Source organism: Streptomyces alboflavus (genome assembly GCF_000716675.1).
GTDB lineage: Bacteria > Actinomycetota > Actinomycetes > Streptomycetales > Streptomycetaceae > Streptomyces > Streptomyces alboflavus.
On sequence record NZ_JNXT01000069.1, the window covers coordinates 17,008 to 41,459 of the forward strand.

Below are 24,452 nucleotides of genomic sequence, written 5' to 3' on the forward strand. Positions count from 1 at the left end.
CAAGCTCGTTCGCCGGAGAGCTACTTCACAACGGTAATGCGGTCCGCCTTCGGGGGCGCGATCGGCTTGTCCGCCGAGGAGTTGGCGGCGAAGTAGTCGTTGAGCGCCTTCAGGTCGTCCGCGCCGACCAGCGGGTTCTTGCCCTTGCCCAGTTCGGCGAAGCCGTCGCCGCCGCCCGCGAGGAAGGAGTTCAGGGCGACGCGGTAGGTGGCGTTCACATCGAGCGCCTTGCCGTTCAGCTTCACGGAGTCGGTGACGATACGGTCGGCGCCGGACTTCGTCATGTCGAGCGTGTACGTGAAGCCGTCCGACACCTGGAGGATCTTCGGCGAGGCCTCGTTCGGGCCGCTGACCTGCTGCCGCAGCGCGGTCAGGAGCTGCGCGCCGGTGAGGTCGACGAGGTTCACGGTGTTGCTGAACGGCTGCACGGTGAACGCCTCGCCGTACGTCACGACCCCGTCGCCCTCACCGCCGCTCGCCTTGTGGACGAGGTCGGAGCGGATGCCGCCCGGGTTCATCAGGGTCAGGCTCGCCTTGGGATCCAGGGACTTGGCGTGCGCGAGCTGCGCGTCGGAGATCAGGTCGCCGAGCGGGGACTCGGGCGAGGTGGCGCCGCGGCCGGGGATGTCGCCGGAGATGTAGCCGACGGGCCTGCTCGCAATGGGTGCGGCCAGCTTGTCCCAGCGGCCGATCAGGCGCGTCATGTCGGCGGCCTTCGGCTGCGTACGGCTGACGACGTGGTTCGCGGACTTCACACTGGTGCGGACGATGTCCTTGGTCCTGCGGTCGTACGTCAGCGTGGTGTCCGTGTAGAGCTTTCCGTACGAGGACGCCGAGGTGACCATGCGCGGCTTGCCGGACGGGTCCGGGATGGTGCAGACGTACGCCTGGTGGGTGTGGCCCGTCACGAACGCGTCCACCTTGGGCGAAGCGGCCTTGGCGATCGCGGTGATCGGGCCCGATATGCCGTCGCCCGCGCCCGGGGAGTCACAGTTGTAGTTGTACGCCTGGCTCGCCGGGGAGCCGCCCTCGTGGATGAGCGTGACGATCGACTTCACGCCCTGCTTGTCGAGGATCTTCGCGTACTTGTTGATCGTCTCGACCTCGTCGTGGAACTTCAGGCCCTTGATGCCGTCGGCCGAGACGATGTCCGGGGTGCCCTCCAGGGTCAGCCCGATGAAGCCGATCTTCACGCCCTTGTGCTTCCACACCGAGTAGGGCTTGAGGAGGGGCTTGCCGGACTTCTCCTTGGTGACGTTCGCCGTGAGGTAGGGGAAGTCGGCGCCCTTGAACTTCTTCGGCTTGCCGTGCCTGTCCTTCTCGTAGCAGCCGTCCTTGGGGTGGCAGCCGCCGTTCTGGATGCGCGCCAGTTCCTTCGCGCCCTCGTCGAACTCGTGGTTGCCGACGCTGGAGACGTCGAGGTCCATCTTGTTCAGGGCCTCGACGGTCGGCTCGTCGTGGAAGAGCCCCGAGAGCAGCGGGCTGCCGCCGATGAGGTCGCCGGCCGCGGCGGTGATGGAGTACGGGTGGCCCTTGCGGGCCTCGCGCAGGGACGTCGCCAGGTACTCGGCGCCGCCCGCGTCGATCTTCTTCTCGGTCCCGTCCGGCTGCTTCTCGGTGACCTGGCCCGAGGAGCCCGCGGGGGCCTGGAGGTTGCCGTGGAAGTCGTTGAAGGACAGGAGCTGTACGTCCACCGTGCGCTTCTTGGCCTTCGCCTCGGCGCCGCCCGGCGCGTCCTGCCCGGCGCTCGCGGGCAGGGCTACGGCGAGCGCCCCGACGGTGGCGATGCCCGCCGCGACGGCGAGGACGCGGGTGGCTCGGCGCCTGGGCCTTCGGTGTTTGGGTATGGCGGACACGGGTTCCCCCCGGGGGCGTTTGGGACGACTTGGGCCGTCGGGAAGCCTAAGGTCAACGCGCGTAGCGCAACAGGGGCCCGGTGGTTACAGGGAGGTTGCCTTTTGCCTGCGGGGGTTCTTCGGCTGAGGTTGATCGCGCTTCGCGCTCGTCCTCAATCGCCGGACGGGCTTTTTTTCCCCTGCCCCGTCCGTCATCTGACGCTCGACGCGCTCGATACTGCTGAGCCTCTCCGTCGCCGTACCCTCGGACCCATGACTGACGACCACGCCCCCGCCCCCCTCCGCCAGATCGACACCCTCGACGTACTCGCGGCCGAGCAGGCCGAGGCCGTGCTCGGGCTCCTCGGGGAGGCGGCGCGCACGGACGGGCAGCAGGCCGTGTCCGAGCAGGGGCGGCTGCAGCTGCGGGGCGGCGGCCGGGAAGGCGTACGGCATCTGCTGCTCACCGTCGGCGGTGAACTCGTCGGCTACGCCCAGCTGGAGGACACCGACCCCGTCGAGGCCCCCGCCGCCGAGCTGGTCGTGCATCCGGCGCACCGGGGGCACGGGCACGGGCGGGCGCTCGGTACCGCGCTGCTCGCGGAGTCGGGGCGGCGGCTGCGGGTGTGGGCGCACGGCGGGCACTCGGCGGCGCGGCACCTGGCCCAGGTGCTCGGCCTCACGCTGTTCCGGGAACTGCGGCAGATGCGGCGCCCGTTGGCGGACCTCGACCTGCCGGAGCCGGTGCTGCCGGAGGGCGTGCGCGTGCGCGCCTTCGTGCCCGGCGAGGACGACGCCGCCTGGCTCGCGGTGAACGCCGACGCCTTCGCCCACCATCCCGAGCAGGGCTCCCTGACCCAGCGCGACCTCGACGACCGCAAGGCCGAGCCGTGGTTCGACCCGGCCGGGTTCTTCCTCGCCGAGCGGGAGGCGGACGGTGAGCTGGTCGGCTTCCACTGGACGAAGACGCACGCGGCGGAGCGGCTCGGCGAGGTGTACGTCGTCGGGGTGCGGCCCGGCGCGCAGGGCGGCGGGCTCGGCAAGGCGCTCACCACCATCGGCCTGCGGCACCTCGCGGCGGCCGGGCTCCCGACGGCGATGCTGTACGTCGACGCGGACAACAAGGCGGCGGTGAGCGTGTACGAGCGCCTCGGCTTCGTGACGCACGAGACGGACCTGATGTACCGCACGGAGTCCTGAACCCGGGCTCCGGGCGAGCGCGCAACGACCCAGGGGGCGGCGTCACTTGACGCCGCCCCCTCTTGTGCACCACCCTTTCACTACTCAATTAGTGAAAGGGTGGTGCAAGGCAGTGGTCGAGTACCGCATCGACCGGCGCAGCGGCGTCGCCACCTACCTCCAGATCGTCCAGCAGACCCAACAGGCCCTGCGCCTCGGCCTGCTGGAGCCCGGCGACAAGCTGCCCACGGCACGCGAGGTGGTGGAGGCCACCGCCATCAACCCGAACACGGTCCTGAAGGCCTACCGGGAGCTGGAGCGCGAGGGCCTGGTCGAGGCCCGCCGCGGCCTCGGCACCTTCGTCCGCAGGTCGCTCGGGAGCGCGCCCGCCGACTCCCCGCTGCACGGCGAGCTCCTGGAGTGGGCCGCCCGCGCCCGCACCGAGGGGCTCGACCGGGACGACGTGGCCGCGCTGTTCACGGCCGTACTGGAGGAGAAGTTCCCGCAAGCGTCCAGCGGTGCGCGGCAGCAGCCCGTACCGCAGCACGGAACACCCACCGAGGGGGACCCCGCATGACCGACACCGCCATCGAGGCGGCCGACCTCGCCCTGGCCTACGGCCGCCGCCGCGAACCCGCCCTGCGCGACTGCTCCTTCCGCCTCGCCGCGGGCCGCGTCTGCGCGGTCGTCGGCCCCAACGGCGCCGGGAAGTCCACGCTGCTCGCGCTCGCCGCGGGCCTGCTGCGGCCCACCTCAGGACGGCTCGCCGTGCTCGGCGCGGCCCCGGCCGAGGTCCGCGCCCGGATCGCGTACGTGGCGCAGGACAAGCCGCTCTACCCGCGGTTCACCGTCGCCGAGACGCTGCGGCTCGGCGCCGAGCTGAACCCGGACCGCTGGGACGCCGCCCTCGCCGCCCGGGTGGTGGCCGACGGGGAACTCGACCCCGGCGCCCGCGTCCGCTCCCTCTCCGGCGGCCAGCGCACCCGCGTCGCGCTGGCCCTCGCGCTCGGCAAGCGCGCCGAACTGCTGCTCCTGGACGAGCCGATGGCCGACCTGGACCCCCTCGCGCGCCACCAGCTCATGGGGACCTTGATGGCCGAGGCCGCCGAGCACGGCACCACCGTCGTCATGTCGTCCCACATCGTCGGTGAACTGGCCGAGACCTGCGACCACTTGCTCCTCGTCTCCGGCGGCCGGGTCCGGCTCGGCGGCGGCATCGACGACCTGGTCAACGCCCATGCCCTGGTCACCGGCGCCCGGCCGCTCACCGATCTCGCCGCGCACACCGTCGTCGAGTCGCACGCCACCGGCCGCGGTCTCACCGCCCTCGTACGCCCCGAAGGACCCCTGCTCCTCGACAGCGGCTGGGGCGTCGAAGAGCCTTCCCTGGAGGAGCTGTTGCTCGCCCATCTCCGCTCCCCCGACGCGCCGCCCCTGCTCACCCCCGGCGCGAACCCCGCCGACCGCACGGCGGTGGCGGCATGACGACCGCGTCCCTGACCCCGCCCGCGACCCGCACCGCCCGCCGCCCGCTTCTGCCCGGCGCCCACCGGACCGTCCTGCGCCTGCACCGGACCACCCTGTGGACCGCCCTCGGGCTCGTCGTCCTCGCCACCGCCGTGACCGGCTATCTGCACCTGGCCGCCCAAGGACGCCCGGGACTCATCACGTTCCTCGGCGTCTCCAACGAGGACGACCTGCTGTTCACGTACATGGAGCGGGGCGCCGTCGCCCTGCTCCTCGTACCGCTGCTCGTCGCCGCCTTCACCGCGGGCCCGGTCGTCGCCCGTGAACTGGAGGCCGGGCTGCACCAGTTCGCCTGGACACAGGCCGACCCGCCCGCCCGCTGGCTCTCCGCGCGGCTCACCGTCGCCGCCGCCCTCGCCGTGGCCGCGGGCCTCGCGGTCCTGGGCGTGTTCTGGCTCGGCGGCTCCGGACTCGTGCACGCCCAGGGAAGCCTGAGCTGGTCCCACAGCACCGTCTACGCCGTGACCGGGCCCGTCGTCGTCGCGTACTGCCTGCTCGCGGTCGCCGTCGGCGCGCTCGCCGGGCTGCTGCTGCGCCGCACCCTGCTCGCCATGTCCGCCGCGAGCGCCGTCACCGGCGGCGTCCTGTGGCTGCTGAGCAGCGTCCGCTGGGACCTCGTCCCGGCCCGCACCCTCACCGACTCAAGTGCCCGCGCCCGGGAGGCCTGGGTGCCCGGCGGCATCCCGGACGACGTGCGCATCGTGGACATGGGCGTCAGCAACGCCGCCGGAGACCGCTTCCAGCCGGGCCAGTGCCTGTCGTGGGCGGGGCCCGGGAAGAACGACTACTCCTGCCCCGCCGACACCCACGTCGTCCAGGCGTGGGTGGACTTCCGTCCCCGGTCGCACTTCTGGTACGTACAGCTCATCGAGTCCGGGATCGTTCTCGCGCTCGCGGCGGCGGCCGGATACGTTGCCTTCCGGGTACTGCGTCGCCGTACCCCCTGAGACGCCCGCCTGACAGACGCCTGGGAGCCGCCACGCCATCCCCCAGGCGTCATGTCGGCGTAACCACTGATTCAGACAGCCTTGCGACGCTCAGCCAATGCAGCCCCCCACCGTGCCCGAACCCGCGCAGGACGGAGCGCGCCCGAACGGCCGGGCCCGTCTCACGCCCGAGGCCTTCGGCGCGCCCGGAGCGGGCACCACGCGGAACAATGGGCGCATGAGCGAGCCCACCGCGCAGTCCGACAACCAGCACGCCGACGACCGCGCCGACATCGGAGTGCGCCACGCGCAGCCGTCCGTCGGCTCCCTCGCCGCCCACCGGCCGCACACCATCGCGGCCACGGTCTCCGACCTGGACCCCGACATCGACGCCGACCTCGACGGGTACGACGAGGACGCCCAGGCCGGGTACGGCGGCGCGGAGCTGCCGCAGGGCCGCTTCCTGGACCGGGAGCGCAGCTGGCTCGCCTTCAACGAACGCGTCCTCGAACTCGCCGAGGACCCGAACACCCCACTCCTGGAACGGGCGAACTTCCTCGCGATCTTCGCCTCGAACCTGGACGAGTTCTTCATGGTCCGGGTGGCCGGCCTGAAGCGGCGCATCGCGACCGGCGTCGCCACCCGTTCGGCCTCGGGCCTGCAGCCCCGCGAGGTCCTTGAGCTGATCTGGTCCCGCTCCCGCGAGCTCATGGCCCGGCACGCCGCCTGCTACCAGGAAGAGGTCGCCCCGGCGCTCGCCGACGAGGGCATCCACGTGGTGCGCTGGAACGAGCTCACCGACAAGGAGCAGTCCCGGCTCTACACCCTCTTCATGCACCGGATCTTCCCGGTCCTCACTCCCCTGGCCGTGGACCCCGCGCACCCCTTCCCGTACATCTCGGGTCTCTCCCTGAACCTCGCCGTGGTGATCGAGAACCCGGTCACGGGCCACGAGCACTTCGCGCGCGTCAAGGTCCCGCCGCTCCTGTCCCGCTTCCTGGAGGCCTCTCCGCAGCGCTACGTCCCCATCGAGGACGTCATCGCCGCGCCCAAGCACCTCCAGGAACTGTTCCCGGGCATGAACATCAAGCAGCACCACATGTTCCGCCTCACCAGGAACGAGGACCTGGAGGTCGAGGAGGACGACGCCGAGAACCTCCTCAAGGCCCTGGAGAAGGAACTGATGCGGCGCCGCTTCGGGCCGCCGGTGCGCCTGGAGGTCGAGGAGTCCATCGACCGCAAGGTGCTCGACCTGCTGATGCGGGAGCTGAAGATCGGCGAGTCCGAGGTGCACCCGCTGCCGGGCCCCCTCGACCTCACAGGACTGTTCTCCATCGCGGGCCTGGACCGGCCCGAGCTGAAGTACCCGAAGTTCGTCGCGGGCACCCACCGCGACCTCGCCGAGGTCGAGTCGGCGCAGGCGCCCGACATCTTCGCGGCCCTGCGCGGCGACCACGACGTGCTCCTGCACCACCCGTACGACTCGTTCTCCACGTCCGTGCAGGCCTTCCTGGAACAGGCCGCCGCCGACGACAACGTCCTCGCCATCAAGCAGACGCTGTACCGCACCTCGGGCGACTCCCCGATAGTGGACGCGCTCATCGACGCCGCCGAGTCCGGCAAGCAGGTCCTCGTCCTGGTCGAGCTGAAGGCCCGCTTCGACGAGCAGGCCAACATCAAGTGGGCCCGCAAGCTGGAGGAGGCCGGCTGCCACGTCGTGTACGGCCTGGTCGGCCTGAAGACCCACTGCAAGCTGTCGCTCGTGGTCCGGCAGGAGGGTGACAACCTTGTCCGGTACTCCCACGTGGGCACCGGCAACTACCACCCCAAGACCGCCCGCCTCTACGAGGACCTGGGGCTGCTCACCGCCAACCAGGAAGTCGGCGCCGACCTCTCCGACCTCTTCAACCGGCTCTCGGGCTACTCACGCCGCGAGACCTACCGGCGGCTGCTCGTCGCCCCCAAGTCCCTGCGCGACGGCCTGATCACCCGCGTCAACCGGGAGATCCAGCACCACCGCGCGGGCCGCCCCGCCTACGTCCGCATCAAGGTCAACTCGATCGTGGACGAGGCCGTCATCGACGCGCTGTACCGCGCCTCGCAGGCCGGGGTGACGGTGGACGTGTGGGTGCGGGGGATCTGCGCGGTACGGCCCGGGGTCGCGGGCCTGTCCGAGAACATACGCGTGCGCTCCGTGCTCGGCCGCTTCCTGGAGCACTCCCGGATCTTCGCCTTCGGCAACGGGGGCGAGCCGGAGGTGTGGATCGGCAGCGCCGACATGATGCACCGCAACCTCGACCGCCGTATCGAGGCGCTGGTCAGGGTGATGGCCCCGGCGCACCGGGCGACCCTGAACCGGCTCCTGGAGACCGGCATGTCGGACACCACGGCCTCGTGGCACCTGGGGGCGGACGGCAACTGGACGCGGCATGCCACGGACCCGGACGGCCAGCCCCTGCGGAACGTACAGGAGATGCTCATAGACGCCCGGAGGCGCCGGCGTGGCACAGCAACACCATGAGATGACGGCGGGCGAGACGCTGTCGGTCTACCTGCAGGACCAGGCGACCGACTTCCTCCGCTCCCTGCGGCTGCACCGCGAGTCCTCGACGGACGCGGCCGGCGCCGAGGAGTCCCTGGAGGCGGCGCGGGCCCTGCGGCGCGCCTCCCGCAGGGTCGGCGCCACGCTGCACACCTTCCGGCCCCTCCTGGACCCGGAGTGGACGGAGTCGCTGCGGCCGGAGCTTGCCTGGCTCTCCGGCACGCTGGCCCGCGAGCACGCGTACGCCGCGCGGCTCGAGCGGTTGTTGGGCGCCCTGCACCGCCTGTCGACGCCACCGCCACCGACCCCCGCGCCCCTGCCGAGCCCGGCGGCCCCGCCGCTGCGCGGCGGCTTTCCCCCACCCACCCACCCTTCACAGCTCACGGAACAGCAGGGTGGGGGGCTCGTGGGTGGCGGGGGTGGCGCCGTCGGCGCGGGTGCTGCGGGTTCTGCGGGTGCTGCGGGTGCCGCGGGTGCTGCGGGCGGCGGCCCAAGGAGCACGGCGCCCGCCGCTCCTGCTGCCGCCGGTGCCGTGGGCAGGCGCTCCGCGGGGCGATGGGGGTCGCCGCGCTCGGGCGAAGCCGAGAACGGCGGAGGGTGGGCGGGGCCCCAGGCCGACGGTGCCGACACGTCCAGGTCCCGCCAGTCCGGCCTCCCCGCGCAAGCCCCCGGCTCGGGCCCCGCCAAGAAACCCACAGGCCCCCTCGCCATAGGCGCCGCCAAGGCCGCGGCCCTCCTGGAGCGCCAGCTCACCCTGGCCCGCACCCGGGCCCACTCCGCCGCGCTCCAGGCCTTCGGCTCCTCCCGCTTCCACGCGGTGGCGGACAACGTGGCCGTCCTCGCCAGCGAGGTCCCCCTGCGCGCCGCCCCGGACGCCGACCTCAAACCCCTGGCCGCGACGGCCGAACAGCACCTGGCGGAGGCGGTCGCCGACCTCCCCCTGCTCAGGGCGGGCCACCCGTACAACGCGGAGGCCCTGGTCCACGGCCTCGCCGCGGAGACCGCGCCGGAGGCCCAGGACGCCCCCTGGCTGCAGGTCCGCTCCCTGCTGCGCCTGCACCGCTACGCCCAGGAGGTCCTCCTCGGCGGGGCCCCCGTCGACCCCCGCATCCTCCAGGCGGGCCAGGCCCTCGACCTGCACCGCGAGGCCTCGGACGCGGCGGCGGCCGCCGCGTCGGCGGCCCGCACCCCCCGCATCGCCCCGGCCACCGCGTACGCCCTCGGCGTGCTGCACGCCGACCAGCGCCACGAGGTGGAGGCGGCGAGGTTCGCCTTCCAGCAGGCCTGGCTCCGTGAGGCGGTCACGGCGCCATGACGGGGCCGCCGGACCTGATCCGCGCGGCGGGCTGCGTGCTGTGGCGCCGCGCGGCGGTACCGGGCGGCCTGGAGATCTGCGTGGTGCACCGGCCGAAGTACGACGACTGGTCGCACCCCAAGGGCAAGCTGAAGCCGGGCGAGTCCCCGCTGGCGGGCGCCGTGCGCGAGGTGGGGGAGGAAACCGGCCACGGCTGCGTCCCGGGCCCGCCCCTGCCCACGGTCCACTACCGCACCGGCGGCCGCCCCAAGGTGGTCCACTACTGGGCCGCCGAGGCCACCGACGGCCACTTCACCCCCAACCGCGAGGTCGACCGCCTCCGCTGGCTCCCCCCTGCCGAGGCCCGCGACCGCCTCACCCAGATACACGACCGCGAGCTCCTGGACGCCCTGCTCACCACGCTGCACCCGGTGGACGAGTCCTGACCGAGGTGTGGGCACCGGGCGGGCGCCGGAGACTGCGGGTGCCCGGTCGGACGCGTGCGGTCACGCCGTGCTGGTCGGCGGCATCCCGCCCACGGGGTGCCGCCGCCTCGCCGTGCCCACGGCGACGTAATACGACCGTGACCTAACCACAACGTCCGCGTAGGTTCACCGCGCGTTCATTTACGGCCATCGGTCACTTCACCTGATCTGCCTAATTTCGGCCCTACGTGATGCGTGGCGCGATCGCACAGACCGCCCGGGCAGCCCGTGCCAGAACCCACGGCCACCTACGGCCACTCGTACAGACCTCGCACGCCGCCGCCCGGCGGCTCCCGGAAGGAACTCCCGACAGTGAAGCTTCAGCGCATGAACCGGCGGGCCCTCACCCTCGGTGCTCTCGCCGTCTCCGGCGCCCTGGCCCTCACGGCGTGCGGCTCGGACGACGACGGCAGCAGCAACGGCGGCAAGAAGACCAACGCCAACAGCAACATCGATTGCGACGGCGCCAAGGGCCAGCTCATGGCCTCCGGCTCGTCCGCGCAGAAGGGCGCGATCGACGCCTGGGTCAAGCAGTACCGCGCGGCCTGCAAGGACGTGCAGCTGCAGTACAAGCCGGACGGCTCCGGCGCCGGCATCACCTCCTTCCTCCAGGGCCAGACCGCCTTCGCGGGCTCCGACTCGGCCCTGAAGCCCGAGGAGATCGCCGAGTCCAAGAAGGTCTGCAAGGGCAGCCAGGCCATCGACCTGCCGATGGTCGGCGGCCCGATCGCGGTCGCCTTCAACGTCCCGGGCGTCGACAGCCTCACCCTGGACGCGAAGACCATCGCCGACATCTTCAACGACAAGATCAAGACCTGGGACGACAAGGCGATCGAGAAGCTCAACCCCGACGCCAAGCTCCCCGGCACCAAGATCCAGGCCTTCCACCGCTCCGACGAGTCCGGCACCACGGACAACTTCACCAAGTACCTGAAGGGCGCCGCGCCCTCCGCGTGGCCGCACGAGCCCGCGAAGGTCTGGGCGGCCAAGGGCGGCCAGTCCGCGAGCGGTTCCTCCGGCGTCGCCCAGCAGGTGAAGCAGACCGAGGGCGCCATCTCCTACATGGAGCTGTCGTACGCCACCGAGGGCATCAAGACCGTCGACATCAAGACGGACGCCAAGGAGCCGGTCAAGGCCACCGTCGACAACGCTTCCAAGGCCATCTCCGAGGCCAAGGTCGTCGGCAAGGGCAAGGACCTCGCCATGGAGCTGAACTACAAGCCCACGGCCGAGGGCGCGTACCCGATCATCCTCGTCACGTACGAGATCGTCTGCGAGAAGAACAACAAGAAGGACACCCTCGAGACCACGAAGTCCTTCCTGAACTACATCGCCAGCGAGGACGGCCAGTCCGTCCTGAAGGACGAGGCGTACGCCCCGATGCCGACCGAGATCATCACCAAGGTCCGAGAGACCGTCAAGGGCCTGAGCTGAACCTGAGCGCGGCCCGCCTCCCCGGCGGGCCGCGCCGTCCGGTGCACCGCCGCCAGGAGCCACCCGCGCCGACCGCGCGGCCGGCTCCGCAGACCGGAGAACCCCATGGACATACCTACCGACACCCCTCCCCCGCCCTCGCACGTCGAGGACGCCAAGCCGACGACCACCGAGCAGAAGCGCGCCGCGCGCGGCGCCACCCGACCCGGTGACCGGATCTTCCTCGCGCTCTCCCGGGGCTCCGGCATCACGCTGCTGCTGATCATGGCCGCCGTCGCGGCCTTCCTCGCCTACCGCGCGTCGATCGCGCTCGCGGACAACGAGGGCAGCTTCCTCACCACCTTCGAGTGGGACCCCGCGGGCGCCCTGCACGACGGCAAGCCCTACTTCGGCATCGCCGTCCTGGTCTTCGGCACCATCGTGAGCTCGATCATCGCGCTCGTGATCGCCGTACCCGTGGCCATCGGCATCGCGCTGTTCATCTCGCACTACGCGCCGCGCAGGCTCGCCGCCCCCATCGCCTTCGTGATCGACCTCCTGGCCGCCGTGCCCTCGATCGTGTACGGCCTGTGGGGCGCCCTCGTGGTCGCCCCGAACCTCACCGGGCTCTACAGCTGGCTCGACGACTACTTCGGCTGGACCGGCATCTTCGAGTACCAGGGCGGCGCCCCGCGCTCCCTCATGACCGTCGGCATCCTGCTCGCGATCATGATCCTGCCGATCATCACCAACGTGAGCCGCGAGGTCTTCCTCCAGGTCCCGAAGATGCACGAGGAGGCCGCGCTGGCCCTCGGCGCCACGCGCTGGGAGGTCATCCGCATGTCGGTGCTCCCCTTCGGCCGCTCCGGCATCATCTCCGCCTCGATGCTGGGCCTCGGCCGCGCGCTCGGCGAGACGATCGCCGTGGCCACCGTGCTCTCCCCGACCTTCGTGATCCAGGCCTCCGTGCTCGACTACGGCGGCGGCACGTTCGCGCAGAACATCGCCAGCAAGTTCAGTGAGGCCAGCGAGTACGGCCGGGACGCCCTCATCGCCTCCGGTCTCGTCCTCTTCGTCATCACTCTCCTTGTCAACGGCGCGGCCCGGCTCATCATCGCCCGCCGCAAGGAGTACTCGGGGGCCAACGCATGAGCACCACGACCGTCAAGCCCACCGGTACCCCCGGCGGCAAGCCCGCCCCGTCCGAGCTGCAGCGGGCGCGCCTGCCCCGCTGGGCGCCCTACGTCATCGCCGTCGGCTCCCTCGCCGTGGGCAGCGGCATCGGCCTCGCGGCCGACCTCAGCTCCCGCCTCCAGTGGGGCCTCATCTCGGCGATCCTGTTCGTCGGCGTCTCGTACTTCCTCGCGGCGTCCGTCGAAGGCACCCGGCAGGCCAAGGACCGCCTGGCCACCTCGCTGGTGTGGGTCATGTTCCTGCTGGCCGTCGTGCCGCTGGCCTCGCTCATCTTCGAGACCGTCCAGCGCGGCACGAAGGTCTTCGACGGGTACTTCCTGAGCCACTCGATGGGCGTCGTCGCCGACGACGAGCCCGGCGGCGGCATCTATCACGCGATCATCGGCACCCTGGAGCAGGTCGGCCTCGCCTGCCTGATCGCCGTGCCGATCGGCCTGCTCACCGCGATCTACCTCGTCGAGTACGGACGGGGCAAGCTCGCCAAGGCCGTCACCTTCTTCGTCGACGTGATGACGGGCATCCCGTCCATCGTCGCCGGTCTGTTCGTCCTCAGCTTCTGGATCCTGATCCTGGGCTTCGACTTCTCCGGCTGGGCCGGCGCCATGGCGCTGTCGATCCTGATGATGCCGGTGGTCGTCCGCTCCACCGAGGAGATGCTGAAGCTCGTCCCGAACGAGCTGCGCGAGGCATCGCTCGCCCTCGGCGTACCGAAGTGGCGCACCATCCTGAAGGTGGTCCTGCCCACCGCGATCGGCGGCATCACGACCGGCGTCATGCTGGCCGTCGCCCGCATCGCGGGCGAGACCGCGCCCGTCCTGCTCCTGGTCTGGACGAACCCGTTCATCAACACGGACCCGTTCAACGGACCGCAGGGCTCGCTGCCGCTGTACATCTACCAGCAGTACGCGTCCGGCACGAACGCCGGTTACGACCGTGCCTGGGCAGCGGCGCTCGCCCTGATCGCCTTCATCATGATCCTCAACCTCGTGGCCCGCGGCATCGCCCGCTGGAAGGCCCCGAAGACCGGTCGCTGAGGCGACCCATCGGCTCCGCCGAGTGGGGCCGTCCAGCGACCGACAGCAGACTTTCGAAAGAAGCAGTGATCTCCATGGCCAAGCGAATCGACGTATCGGGCCTCAACGCCTACTACGGTTCCCACAAGGCGATCGAAGACATCTCCATGACCGTGGAGCCGCGCTCCGTGACGGCCTTCATCGGCCCGTCCGGCTGCGGCAAGTCCACGTTCCTGCGCACCCTGAACCGCATGCACGAGGTCACCCCCGGCGGCCGCGTCGACGGCAAGGTGCTCCTCGACGGCGACGACCTGTACGGCTCCGGCGTGGACCCGGTGAACGTGCGCCGCACCATCGGCATGGTCTTCCAGCGCCCCAACCCCTTCCCGACCATGTCGATCTACGACAACGTCGCGGCGGGCCTGAAGCTCAACGGCTCGTACAAGAAGAGCGAGCTGAACGACGTCGTCGAGAAGTCCCTCAAGGGCGCCAACCTCTGGAACGAGGTCAAGGACCGTCTGAACAAGCCCGGCTCCGGCCTCTCCGGCGGCCAGCAGCAGCGTCTGTGCATCGCCCGCGCCATCGCCGTGGAGCCGCAGGTGCTCCTGATGGACGAGCCGTGCTCGGCGCTCGACCCGATCTCCACCCTCGCCATCGAGGACCTGATCGGCGAGCTGAAGGAGCGCTTCACGATCGTCATCGTGACGCACAACATGCAGCAGGCGGCGCGCGTCTCGGACCGCACGGCCTTCTTCAACCTCGCGGCGGTCGGCCAGCCCGGCAAGCTCATCGAGATCGACGAGACGGAGCGCATCTTCTCCAACCCGTCGGTCCAGGCCACCGAGGACTACATCTCCGGCCGCTTCGGCTAGACCTCACCGGCCGGACAGAACTCCCCGCGGTGCTGCATGGCGGTGCCACCGCAGGGACGAAAAGGGCCCGCCCCCTGGCTCCCGGGGGGCGGGCCCGTATCACTTTCCCGTCCGGCCCCAGCCGCCCTTTCCACCTCTCCCGTCTTCGGCGTCACCACAACTATCCGCGCCCCCCGTTGGTCAACTTCGGCATCAGGACCTGGCCGGAATCCGTTCCCGGCCCGGCACACACCCTGGGGGGACCCTCTCTTGCGCAGCACCACCTACCTCACAGCCGCGGCCTGCGCCGCGGCCCTGCTGAGCATCACCGCCCCGGCCCAGGCCGCCCCCGCGGCACCCGCGAAGCCCGCCGCCGTCAAGCCCGCCGCCGACTTCAACGGCGACGGCTATCCGGACCTGGCCATCGGCGCGCCCAGCGCCAAGATCGACGGCCTCAAGCGGGCCGGGCTCGTCTCGATCGTCTACGGCTCCGCCGAGGGCCTGAAGCACGACAAGCAGCAGCTGATCAGCCGGGCCACCCCCGGCGTCCCGGGCGAGCCCAAGGAGACGAGCTACGGCTGGGGCATCAAGGCCGACTACGGCGACCTCGACGACGACGGCTACGACGACGTGCTGGTCAGCGACAGCGGCGACATGCTCGTGCTGTGGGGCGGCAAGGACGGCATCTCCGGCGGCACCCAGGCCGTCGGCGGCGACGGCACCTCCACGGAGTCCCCCGCCTTCCGCACGGCCTGGCACGGCATCGGCGACATCAACGGCGACGGCAAGGCCGACATCGTCGGCGGCGCCCAGGTCGGCCCGTGGGAGGGCGAGTCCAAGTGGGGCCTGGGCATGATGTACGGCCCCATCAGCCGGACCACCGGCAAGCCGGCCGACATCGCCTTCAAGGACACCGCGGCCGAGGACGGGTACTCCCTCGGCGGCGCCGAGATCGGCGACATGACCGGCGACGGCATCGACGACGTGGTGGTCACGGGCTCCATCCGCAGGCCCTACTGGGAATCCGAGGCCCGCGTCCTGAAGGGCACCCGCGACGGCCTGGTCCCCGGCGGCACGCTCGACTCCCGCCACACCGGCACCTTCGGCGACCTCAACGGCGACGGCTACCAGGACTTCGTCGGCACCCCGCAGGCGTCCGACGTCAAGAACTACGGCGGCATCTCCGTCACGTACGGCGGCCCGGACGGCGTGAGCAAGACCCTGCCCGCCCGCGTCTACGACCAGGACAGCCCGGGTGTCCCCGGCGTCAACGAGAAGGGCGACCGCTGGGGCACCGACGTGACCATCGGCGACCTGGACAAGGACGGCTACGGCGACATCGTGGTCGGCGCGTCCTGGGAGTCCGCCACGGACCCGGCCACGGCCGTGTCCGGCTCGGTCACCATGCTGCGCGGCAGCAAGACCGGCGTGACCACCGAGGGCGCCAAGGTCCTCACGCAGAACTCCAAGGGCATCCCCAGCACCTCGGAGAAGTCGGACCACTTCGGTGAGGCCGTCGCCGTCGTCGACGGCGACAAGAACGGCACCCCCGAGGTCTACGTGGGCGGCAACGGAGAGGACACCTGGGTGGGCCGCACCTGGCAGCTCCAGACCGACGCGAGCGGCATGACCGGCACCGGCGCCAAGAGCTTCAACCTCGGCGGCGGCTACGGCTCCGCCCACTTCGGCGAGTACTTCGCGAAGTAGGGACGTACGCGGAGAACAGCCCCGTACACACGAGTGCCCCCGGCCCGGATCACCACGATCCGGACCGGGGCACTCCCGCATCCGCGCCCCTACAGGAACGCCAGATTCACGATCCAGAAGCTCAGCGCCGCGACCAGCGCCGCGGCGGGCATCGTGATGAACCAGCCCAGGATGATGTTCTTGGCGACGCCCCAGCGCACCGCGTTCACCCGCTTGGTCGCACCGACGCCCATGATCGCGGACGTGATGACGTGGGTGGTCGAGATCGGCGCGTGGAACATGAACGCGGTGGTGAACATGATCCCCGCGCCCGTGGTCTCCGCGGCGAAGCCCTGCGGCGGGTCCAGCTCGATGATCTTGCGGCCGAGGGTGCGCATGATGCGCCAGCCACCGGCGTACGTACCGAGGGACAGCATCACCGCACAGGAGATCTTGACCCAGATCGGGATCGGGTCGCCCGCGTCCTCGACATCGGCGATGACCAGGGCCATCACCACGATGCCCATGGTCTTCTGGGCGTCCTGGAGGCCGTGGCCGAGCGCCATGCCGGCCGCCGAGACGGTCTGCGCGATCCGGAAGCCGCGCTTGGCCTTGTGCGGGTTGGACTTGCGGAACATCCACATGATCGCGCACATCACCAGATAGCCGACCAGCAGACCGACCAGGGGTGACAGGAACATCGGGATGACGATCTTCTCGACGACCCCGGACCAGATCACCCCGATGCCGCCCGCGAGCGCCGCGCCCACCAGACCGCCGAACAGCGCGTGCGACGAGGAGGAGGGCAGGCCGTAGTACCAGGTGATCAGGTTCCAGACGATGGCGCCGACCAGACCGGCGAAGAGGATCCACATCCCCTTGGTGCCGTGCGGCGTCTCGATCAGACCCTCGCTGACGGTCTTGGCGATGCCGCTGCCGAGGAAGGCACCGGCGAGATTCATGACCGCGGCCATGGCGAGCGCCGCGCGTGGCGTAAGGGCACGCGTGGAGACGGAGGTGGCGATGGCGTTCGCGGAGTCGTGAAAGCCATTCGTGTACGTGAAACCGAGCGCGACGCCAATGGTCACGACCAACGCGAAGGTGTCCATGGAGGTGCCTCAGGACTCCTTGACCGCGATGGTCTCCACGGTGTTGGCGACGTGCTCGAACGCGTCGGCCGCCTCTTCCAGCACATCGACGATCTGCTTGAGCTTCAGCACCTCGATGGCGTCGTACTTGCCGTTGAAGAGGTGGGCGAGCAGCTTGCGGTGGATCTGGTCGGCCTGGTTCTCCAGGCGGTTGACCTCGATCCAGTATTCGGTGAGGTTGTCCATGGTGCGCAGGTGCGGCATGGCCTCGGCCGTCAGCTCGGCGGCGCGGGCGAGCACCTCGATCTGCTGCTCCACGCCCTTGGGGAGCTCCTCCACCTGGTAGAGGACGACCAGGTCGACGGCCTCCTCCATGAAGTCCATGATGTCGTCGAGCGAGGACGCGAGGGAGTAGATGTCCTCGCGGTCGAACGGCGTGATGAACGAGGAGTTCAGCTGGTGGAAGATCGCATGCGTCGCGTCGTCCCCCGCGTGTTCCGCGGCCCGCATACGCTCTGCGATCTCGGCCCGGGCCGAAGGATCGGCCCCGAGCAGTTCCATCAGGAGCTTGGAGCCTGTGACGATGTTGTCCGCGGATGCGGCGAACATGTCGTAGAAGCTCGTCTCCCTGGGGGTCAGACGAAATCGCACGTGGGGTCCTCGGGATGCTCTGGATGCGGTCAGGCTGATGCTAGGCGCATCATCCGGCCACGGCTAACCGGCCGGACCCCAGTGTCGCCCATCAGGCACAGTGATCAGCACACCACCCGAGGAATCGGCTACCCTATACCCACCAGGGGTATGCACAGGAGGACGCGATGACGACCACAGAGGCAGCCGCGGCGGCCACGACCGAAGCGCCCTCCGGCGAGGACCAGGCGGCGGCGACGGGCGAGGTCCACCAGACGCACGGCTACCACAAGCAGAAGGACGAGCACCTCAAGCGGCTGCGCCGCATCGAGGGCCAGATCAGGGGCCTGCAGCGGATGGTCGAGGAGGACGTCTACTGCATCGACATACTCACGCAGGTCTCCGCCGGCACGAAGGCCCTGCAGTCCTTCGCCCTGCAGCTCCTGGAGGAACATCTGCGCCACTGCGTCGCGGACGCGGCGGTCAAGGGCGGCGACGAGATCGACGCGAAGGTGGAAGAGGCGACGAAGGCGATCGCGAGGATGCTGCGCACCTGAGGTGACGCGGGGTGGCGCCCGCGCCGGGCACCTCGGCTCGGGCGCGGCCGCCCGCAGCAGGCAATGAGGGCGGGCGGGTGGGGGAAATCCGCCGCGCAGCGGCGGACACGGCAACCGGGCCTACGGCCGGGATTCGTCCCGGCCCACCCCACCGTCCACCCCGTCGGAGACCTTGAGCACCTCGTCGATCCGGTCGGCGCTGAGCCGCTCACCGCGCGCGGCGGACGCCGCGATGATCAGGTCTCCGCACAGCTCGATCTCGGCGAGGGCAACGTGGTCCTGAACTGCCGTTCCGCCCATCGGGGCCACGTCCACCACCTCTTCCTGACCAGACTCGTGCCGGTATCGGCTTCCTAGAGTAGGGAGCGGCCCACGCACCGCGCATGGCACGGACGGACCATATTCCACCCCTCACCCGTGCAACGGCTCAGCGCTCGGCGATCTTCCCGGTGAAGATGTCACCGGCCGCGGGGAGCCGCACCCGCACCGGCGCCCCGTACCCGTACAGCGAGGTCGTCGACACCACCGTCGCGTCCGCGACCCGGAAGCGGTGGCGCACCTCACGCAGCCGCCCGCGCCCGTCGAGGTAGGCGTCGAACGGCACCCCGGATTTGCTGAACCCTTTCTCCACCGCGGTCCGCAGCGCGGTCCTGTGCTCCTTCGAGGCCGTCCGCACGGCCCGGGCCAGGTCCACCACACCGCGGTAGTGCCGCACGTCGACGCCGCCGATCCTGGTCCGCTCCACATACGTCACCTCGCCCGCGCCGCGCAGGAGTTCGGCGGCGGCGAACGGGTCGGTGGCGCCGCCGGTGACGAGGTTCCCGTCGGACAGGGACGCCGTCTCGATGTGCACCCACTTGTCGGCGGGCACGCCCGCGCCCCGGTTCTTCATGTACAGGTCGCCGCCCGCGAGCAGTTCGGTGACCGGCGGCCTGCGCCCGGCCGGGCTGCCCGCGGGGTCCTGCGGAAGGACGACGTCGAGGCGGCCGACGCGGCGCCGGAAGTCGTACCCGCCCCGGCCCGTGACGGTCACGCGGGTGCCACCACTGGCCATCTCCATGGCGGTGCGCGCCTTGGAACTCCCGGCGCGCACCAGGGAGTCGGGGGCGGCGCGCACGGTGCCGACGGGGTCGGCCGCCGCCGGGTCGTCGCTGGCAACGGCCCCGCCACCGGCGCACGCCGTACCCAGCGCCATCAGCGCCGCCGCGCCCGCCGCGGCCGCTCTGCTCCTGTGCCCGCGCTGCTGCCCCATCGCCCCGCCGACCCCCAGCCTTTCCCGCGTCGGCCGCCCGGCCCTTGCCGTTTCGCTTAACGACCGGTCCGAGGGGTCGTCACGCGGGAGCGGGTTCACCCGACGGGCGTACCGTGGTCGCGTGGCTGAGCAGCGACCTCCGGAACCGCACCGGACCTCCACCGTCGAGAACGGCCCGTTCTGCGCCGCCCGGTGCACCTGCGGCTGGCGGGGCCCGGCCCGAAGAGCGCGCAGCAGGGCCCGCACGGACGCGGCGGATCACCTGGCGCAGGCGGTGTAGCCCGCCCGGGACGCCCCCGGGCAAGAGGCGTCCGCGACAGGAACGTTCACGGCGGCCGCCGACGGGAACCCCCGAAGCGCCCGCACCGTCTCGTTGTGCGGGAAGCAACGGGAGGGCCTCATGCAACGACGTACGTTCCTCGGAACGACGACCGCCGCGCTCGCGGCGGCCACCACCGCCGCCTGCACCAGCGGCGCGGACTCCGGCGGCGGGGCGAGCGGCACCGCCACGACGCGGACGACGCGCACCGGCACCGGCACCACGCCGATCAAGACGGCCGCGGCGTCCGCCCCGGCCAGCCTCGCCGCCCTCGCCCGGGACCTGGACGGCACCCTGGTCCGCCCGAACGAGGCCGCCTGGGCCACCGCCCGCCAGCTCTACAACACCCGCTTCGACCACCTGAAGCCGACCGCCGTCGCCTATGTCGCGGGCGTCGACGACATCCGCACCACCCTGGCCTACGCCCGCGCCCACGACACCCCCGTGTCCATCCGCAACGGCGGCCACTCGTACGCCGGTTGGTCCTCCGGCACCGGCCGCCTCGTCATCGACGTCTCCAAGCTGAACCGCGTCCGCTCCAGCGGCACCACCGCCACCATCGGCGGCGGCGCCAAGCTCATCGACGTCTACCGCGCGCTCGCCGCGAAGGGCGTCACCATCCCCGCGGGCTCCTGCCCCACCGTCGGCATCAGCGGCCTCACCCTCGGCGGCGGCCACGGCGTGGTCTCCCGCGCCTACGGCCTGACCTGCGACAGCCTCACCGGCGCGACCCTCGTCACGGCGGACGGAAAGCAAATAAGGGCCAGCAAGAGCGAGAACAAGGACCTCTTCTGGGCGCTGCGCGGCGCGGGCAACGGCCAGTTCGGCATCGTCACCGAGCTGACCTTCCGCACCCACCCCGCCCCGCAGGCCGTCTCCGCGTATCTGACCTGGCCCTGGTCGAAGGCCGCCGCCGTCCTCAAGGCCTGGCAGGAGTGGGGGCCCTCGCAGCCGGACGAGATCTGGTCCTCCGCGCACCTCGCGGCGGTGCCGGGCGGCACGCCCACCATCTCCGTCGCCGCGTTCTCCCTCGGCACGTACGGCTCGCTGCAGAACGCCGTCGACCGCCTCGCCGACAAGGTGGGCTCACCGGCGCGCAGCGTCTCGCTGAAGCGGCGCACCTACGAGCAGGCGATGGAGGTGTACGCGGGCTGCTCGTCGTTCGCCTCGGACGCCCAGTGCCATCTGCCGGGCTCGACGCCGGGCCGCACGCCGAGCGGCGCGCTCGGCCGGGAGACGTACGCGGCCCGCTCGGACTTCTTCGACCGCTCCCTGTCCGCCGCGGGCATCCGTGCGCTGCTCCACCAGATCGAGGGCGTGCGCGGCGAGCGCGGCACCGCGGGCAGCATCGCCCTGACCGCGCTCGGCGGCGCCATCAACCGCGTCGACCCGACGGCCACGGCGTTCGTCCACCGCCGCTCGCGGATGCTCGCCCAGTACATCGTGTCCTGGCGCGCGGGCACCTCGGGGAGCACCGCCCAGTCCTGGCTGAACACGGCCCACTCCGGGATGCGGCGGTACGCGTCCGGGGCGGCGTACCAGAACTACGCGGACCCGACGCTCACCAACTGGCGGGAGGCGTACTACGGGCAGGCGGCGCCGCGCCTGAAGAAGCTGAAGAAGACGTACGACCCGACGCGGTTCTTCTCGTTCCCGCAGGCCCTGTAGCCGTCGCGGGAGTCGACCCATCGGACAGGTCCTAGGCCGCCAGGTCCCGCTCGTCGGACCCCGGCGCCGCCTCCTGCTCGGCCAGGGCGGCGACCGGCTCGACCTCGCCGGAGCCGCGCCACACCAGCCGGGAGGCCTTCCCGGAGCGGGCGACGGCCTTGGTGACGGGGGTGAGCAGGGCCATGGCGAGCGGCGAGAGGAGCAGCGCGACCGCCGTGCCGAGCGCGAACCCGCCGACCACGTCGGTGGGGTAGTGCACGCCCATGAAGACCCGGCAGAAGCCCTCGGCGACGGCGAGCGCGATCCCGGCGACGCCGAACTTGCGGTTGGCGACGAAGAGGCCGACGCCGATGGCCATGGCGAGCGTCGCGTGGTCGCTCACGAAGGAGTAGTCGGTCTTGCCGTCGACGAGGACTTCGAGACCCTGGTGGTCCACGAAGGGGCGCGGGCGTTCCACGAAGCCTCTTATCGGCACGTTCACCAGGACGGCGATCCCGGCGGCGAGCGGCGCCCACACGACGGCGGCGACGGACGAGGCCGCGTCGTCGAGGACCGGGCGGCGGCGGGCACCCCACCAGCACCACACGACGAGCAGGACCAGGGCGAGCAGGAGTCCGTACTCACCGACGAACTCCATGGTCCGCGCGAGCCAGCCGGGGGCGTCCTCGGCCAGGCCGTTGATGTCGTAGAGCAGGCTGACGTCGGGGTTCGACCCGGAATCATCGAGTCCAGCCATGATGCTGCGGCCCCTTGTCTTCTCACTCGCGAGCGCACGTGGTCGTGCGCCCTTCCATCAACCCCCGTGGTCAGTGCAGTCGTGCCGCTGGTTCAGTGCTCCCCGCGCTGCCTTCGCGTCGTCCATGGCGCTGTTCTTCGCGTACGTGCCGTACCAGACAAGGGAACGCCTGGTCCCCTTCCATACGTTCCACTCTCCACCGAAAGATCACTCAGACGTTATCGAAGAGAGATTCATCGCCGCAGCTCAGGGGGCTGCTTCAACGGAGGGTTCAAGCCAGCTCGGGCGCCGTGCGCGCCGTGCGCGCGCCCTCCGCTCCGCTTCGGAGTGCCCTCCGCGAGCACCGGATCGAGCGGTGCCGCGGGTCCCGGTCAGACCTCGACGCCCCCGTCCGAAGGCCGCCCGGAGGGACGGGCCGCGGGCCCTCCCGAGGGCGAACCGGAAGGCTCCTCGGCGGGATCACCTTCGGGATCCACTCCCGACCCCCCGGGCCGCTCCGACTCCTCGGCCGGACCCTCCTCCTTCTCCCCCGGCTTCTCAGACTTCCCGGGCTTCCCTCCGGGCCGCTCCACGAGCTTCTCCACCGGCTTCTCGGGGAGCGCTTTTGCGCCATCTTTGGTGACTCGCGTGGCTCCGAAGTAGTCCGGCGTATCGACCGGGTCGAAGCGGATCACCGCGCCGGGCCGGGGGGCGTCGATCATGTAGCCGCCGCCGACATAGATCCCCACGTGCCGGATGGCACGCGAGTCGGTCAGGTCGTCCGAGAAGAACACCAGGTCACCGGGGAGCAGCTCCTCGCGCTTGGGGTGCGGCCCGGCGTTGTACTGGTCGTTGGCCACGCGCGGCAGGGTGATCCCGACACTGCGGTACGCGGCCAGGGTGAGGCCGGAGCAGTCGAACCGGCCGCCCTGGCCGGCGGTTCCGTTGCCGCCCCACAGGTACTCGGTGCCGAGCTTCTTCTGCGCGTAGTAGATGGCGCCCGCCGCCTGCTGCGAGGGATTCACGCGGTCGATGGGCCGGGCGAAACTCTTCTCCAGGGTCGTGATGATCTTGACGTAGTTCTGCGTCTCCGTGTAGGGGGGCACCCCGCCGTACTTGATCACGGCGTAGGCACCCGCGTTGTACGCGGCGAGCATGTTCTTCGTCGGGTCGCCCGGCGCGTCCTTCACGTACTTGGCGAGCTTGCAGTCGTACGAGGCCGCGGACGGGATGGCGTCCTCGGGGTCCCACACGTCCCGGTCGCCGTCGCCGTCGCCGTCGAGCCCGTGCGAGGCCCAGGTGCCGGGGATGAACTGCGCTATCCCCTGCGCCGCCGCCGGGCTCTGCGCGCGCGGGTTGAACCCGCTCTCCTGGTACAGCTGGGCGGCGAGCAGGGCCGGGTTGATGGCCTTGCAGAGGTTCCCCCACTTCTGCACCAGCGGCTGGTACGAGGCGGGCACGGCCCCCTTGGCAAGCCCGACGTTCCCCCCACCACCCGACTGCTCGGCCAGACTCCCCGCCGCGACGAAGGTCCCGACGACGAGCAGCCCCATGAACCCCACGGACCCACTGAACGCGACACCTGCGAGCAGCCACGTCTTACGCACCGTCAACCGCCCTTCCACCACCGGGAATCCGCCCGGCCTCAGTGTAGAGGCGGGGACCTCGCCGAGGGGGTCGACCGACGTACGGCGTGGCCGACACCCGCAGACGGCCCGCTCCGGCGCGCGCCGGAGCGGAAACCGCCCGTGACGGGCGATTGACGCAGCGCCAACTTTGGCGGAATGTAGGGGAGTTGGGTCGACCCTGTGGGGATGGGGAGCGTCGGCCCGTGCGCACACCCGTGATCGAGGTGTGCGCCCTACGGCTAGGGGGAGCCGACGTTGGCAACCGATGGACCTCGTGACGAGCCCAGAGGCGAGCCCCAGGACCGCCGTCCTGACGAGACCGGGGACCGTCGTCCCGACGAGCCTCAGGACCGCCGCCCCGACGAGCCCGAGGGCAGCTTCGGCCCACCCCCGGCCACGCCCGCGCCGCCCGCGCCATCGGCCACGCCCGCCGCACCTGCGGCACCCGCCACGCCCACCGCACCCGTCACGCCCGCGGCACCCGTCGCACCCGAGCCCTCGGCCGCGCAGACCCCGCCCTTCGCGCCCGAGCCATCGGCTCCGCCCGCCGCACCGCACCCGCCCGCGCAGCCCGCCGCACCGGCGCCGCCCTTCACCTCCGCACAGTCCGCCCAGCCTGCGCCGCCCGCCACACCCGTCACACCTGCGCC

At 71.3% G+C, this 24,452-nt stretch carries 22 protein-coding genes and 1 pseudogene; 15 read left to right on the top strand and 8 right to left on the bottom strand.

The window, feature by feature from the left end:
• Nucleotides 1–20: 20 nt before the first annotated feature.
• A complete protein-coding gene (locus OO63_RS35620) occupies nt 21–1,856 on the bottom strand; it encodes a bifunctional metallophosphatase/5'-nucleotidase (protein WP_030362240.1) in 1,836 nt (611 codons plus the stop codon).
• Between the two features lie 252 nt (nt 1,857–2,108).
• Between OO63_RS35620 and mshD the strand changes: the two genes are divergently transcribed.
• From mshD to OO63_RS35680, 12 genes are all read left to right on the top strand, one after another.
• Nucleotides 2,109–3,035 carry a mycothiol synthase gene (gene mshD / locus OO63_RS35625; RefSeq protein WP_030362241.1) on the top strand — a complete coding sequence of 309 codons (927 nt, stop codon included), beginning with the start codon at nt 2,109–2,111 and terminating at the stop codon, nt 3,033–3,035.
• A gap of 112 nt (nt 3,036–3,147) precedes the next feature.
• The gene (locus OO63_RS35630) at nt 3,148–3,591 is read left to right on the top strand and encodes a GntR family transcriptional regulator (RefSeq protein WP_030362242.1); all 444 of its coding nucleotides are present in this window, start codon (nt 3,148–3,150) and stop codon (nt 3,589–3,591) included.
• A complete protein-coding gene (locus OO63_RS35635) occupies nt 3,588–4,499 on the top strand; it encodes an ABC transporter ATP-binding protein (protein WP_030362243.1) in 912 nt (303 codons plus the stop codon). The genes OO63_RS35630 and OO63_RS35635 overlap by 4 nt, the downstream gene beginning before the upstream one ends.
• Nucleotides 4,496–5,488: a hypothetical protein gene (locus tag OO63_RS35640; protein WP_051811493.1), complete on the top strand. Its 993-nt coding sequence runs from the start codon at nt 4,496–4,498 to the stop codon at nt 5,486–5,488. The genes OO63_RS35635 and OO63_RS35640 overlap by 4 nt, the downstream gene beginning before the upstream one ends.
• 97 nt (nt 5,489–5,585) lie before the next feature.
• On the top strand, nt 5,586–7,988 hold the full coding sequence (locus OO63_RS35645) for an RNA degradosome polyphosphate kinase (protein WP_397622166.1): 2,403 nt from the start codon (nt 5,586–5,588) through the stop codon (nt 7,986–7,988).
• The gene (locus OO63_RS35650; protein ID WP_030362246.1) at nt 7,969–9,324 is read left to right on the top strand and encodes a CHAD domain-containing protein; all 1,356 of its coding nucleotides are present in this window, start codon (nt 7,969–7,971) and stop codon (nt 9,322–9,324) included. The genes OO63_RS35645 and OO63_RS35650 overlap by 20 nt, the downstream gene beginning before the upstream one ends.
• Nucleotides 9,321–9,749 carry an NUDIX hydrolase gene (locus OO63_RS35655; RefSeq protein WP_030362247.1) on the top strand — a complete coding sequence of 143 codons (429 nt, stop codon included), beginning with the start codon at nt 9,321–9,323 and terminating at the stop codon, nt 9,747–9,749. The genes OO63_RS35650 and OO63_RS35655 overlap by 4 nt, the downstream gene beginning before the upstream one ends.
• Before the next feature lie 351 nt (nt 9,750–10,100).
• Nucleotides 10,101–11,222, top strand: a complete 1,122-nt coding sequence (gene pstS, locus OO63_RS35660; RefSeq protein WP_030362248.1) for a phosphate ABC transporter substrate-binding protein PstS — start codon at nt 10,101–10,103, stop codon at nt 11,220–11,222.
• A 105-nt stretch (nt 11,223–11,327) separates the two neighbouring features.
• Nucleotides 11,328–12,353, top strand: a complete 1,026-nt coding sequence (pstC, locus tag OO63_RS35665) for a phosphate ABC transporter permease subunit PstC (protein WP_030362249.1) — start codon at nt 11,328–11,330, stop codon at nt 12,351–12,353.
• Nucleotides 12,350–13,429: a phosphate ABC transporter permease PstA gene (gene pstA, locus OO63_RS35670; RefSeq protein WP_030362250.1), complete on the top strand. Its 1,080-nt coding sequence runs from the start codon at nt 12,350–12,352 to the stop codon at nt 13,427–13,429. The genes pstC and pstA overlap by 4 nt, the downstream gene beginning before the upstream one ends.
• Nucleotides 13,430–13,503: 74 nt before the next feature.
• Nucleotides 13,504–14,280, top strand: a complete 777-nt coding sequence (pstB, locus tag OO63_RS35675; protein WP_030362251.1) for a phosphate ABC transporter ATP-binding protein PstB — start codon at nt 13,504–13,506, stop codon at nt 14,278–14,280.
• Nucleotides 14,281–14,529: 249 nt separating this feature from the next.
• Nucleotides 14,530–15,966 (top strand): FG-GAP-like repeat-containing protein, encoded by a 1,437-nt coding sequence (locus OO63_RS35680; RefSeq protein WP_030362252.1) that lies wholly within the window; start codon nt 14,530–14,532, stop codon nt 15,964–15,966.
• Between the two features lie 89 nt (nt 15,967–16,055).
• Here OO63_RS35680 and OO63_RS35685 read toward each other — a convergent pair whose 3' ends face one another.
• Complete coding sequence (locus OO63_RS35685; protein WP_030362253.1) at nt 16,056–17,054, bottom strand: inorganic phosphate transporter; 999 nt, start codon at nt 17,052–17,054, stop codon at nt 16,056–16,058.
• Between the two features lie 9 nt (nt 17,055–17,063).
• Nucleotides 17,064–17,684 carry a DUF47 domain-containing protein gene (locus tag OO63_RS35690; protein WP_030362254.1) on the bottom strand — a complete coding sequence of 207 codons (621 nt, stop codon included), beginning with the start codon at nt 17,682–17,684 and terminating at the stop codon, nt 17,064–17,066.
• Nucleotides 17,685–17,851: 167 nt separating this feature from the next.
• On the opposite strand from OO63_RS35690, the gene OO63_RS35695 reads away from it, so the two are divergent.
• Complete coding sequence (locus tag OO63_RS35695) at nt 17,852–18,220, top strand: metal-sensitive transcriptional regulator (protein ID WP_030362255.1); 369 nt, start codon at nt 17,852–17,854, stop codon at nt 18,218–18,220.
• A 120-nt stretch (nt 18,221–18,340) separates the two neighbouring features.
• Here OO63_RS35695 and OO63_RS35700 read toward each other — a convergent pair whose 3' ends face one another.
• Entirely contained in the window at nt 18,341–18,529 is a 189-nt protein-coding gene (locus tag OO63_RS35700) for a hypothetical protein (protein WP_051811497.1), read from the bottom strand.
• Between the two features lie 118 nt (nt 18,530–18,647).
• Nucleotides 18,648–19,472 (bottom strand): SCO4651 family lipoprotein, encoded by an 825-nt coding sequence (locus tag OO63_RS35705; protein ID WP_030362257.1) that lies wholly within the window; start codon nt 19,470–19,472, stop codon nt 18,648–18,650.
• A 121-nt stretch (nt 19,473–19,593) separates the two neighbouring features.
• On the opposite strand from OO63_RS35705, the gene OO63_RS46170 reads away from it, so the two are divergent.
• Both OO63_RS46170 and OO63_RS35710 read left to right on the top strand, forming a co-directional pair.
• Nucleotides 19,594–19,752: a hypothetical protein gene (locus OO63_RS46170; RefSeq protein ID WP_169786654.1), complete on the top strand. Its 159-nt coding sequence runs from the start codon at nt 19,594–19,596 to the stop codon at nt 19,750–19,752.
• A 120-nt stretch (nt 19,753–19,872) separates the two neighbouring features.
• Nucleotides 19,873–21,459 carry an FAD-binding oxidoreductase gene (locus tag OO63_RS35710; protein ID WP_030362258.1) on the top strand — a complete coding sequence of 529 codons (1,587 nt, stop codon included), beginning with the start codon at nt 19,873–19,875 and terminating at the stop codon, nt 21,457–21,459.
• Nucleotides 21,460–21,490: 31 nt separating this feature from the next.
• On the opposite strand, the gene OO63_RS35715 is transcribed toward OO63_RS35710, so the two are convergent.
• From OO63_RS35715 to OO63_RS45750, 3 genes and pseudogenes are all read right to left on the bottom strand, one after another.
• A complete protein-coding gene (locus OO63_RS35715) occupies nt 21,491–22,195 on the bottom strand; it encodes a phosphatase PAP2 family protein (RefSeq protein WP_030362259.1) in 705 nt (234 codons plus the stop codon).
• Nucleotides 22,196–22,779: 584 nt separating this feature from the next.
• A pseudogene (locus OO63_RS35720) lies at nt 22,780–23,781 on the bottom strand (C40 family peptidase); the annotation flags it as partial.
• Between the two features lie 365 nt (nt 23,782–24,146).
• A partial coding sequence (locus OO63_RS45750; RefSeq protein WP_211271478.1) for a hypothetical protein occupies nt 24,147–24,452 on the bottom strand: 306 nt, incomplete at its 5' end.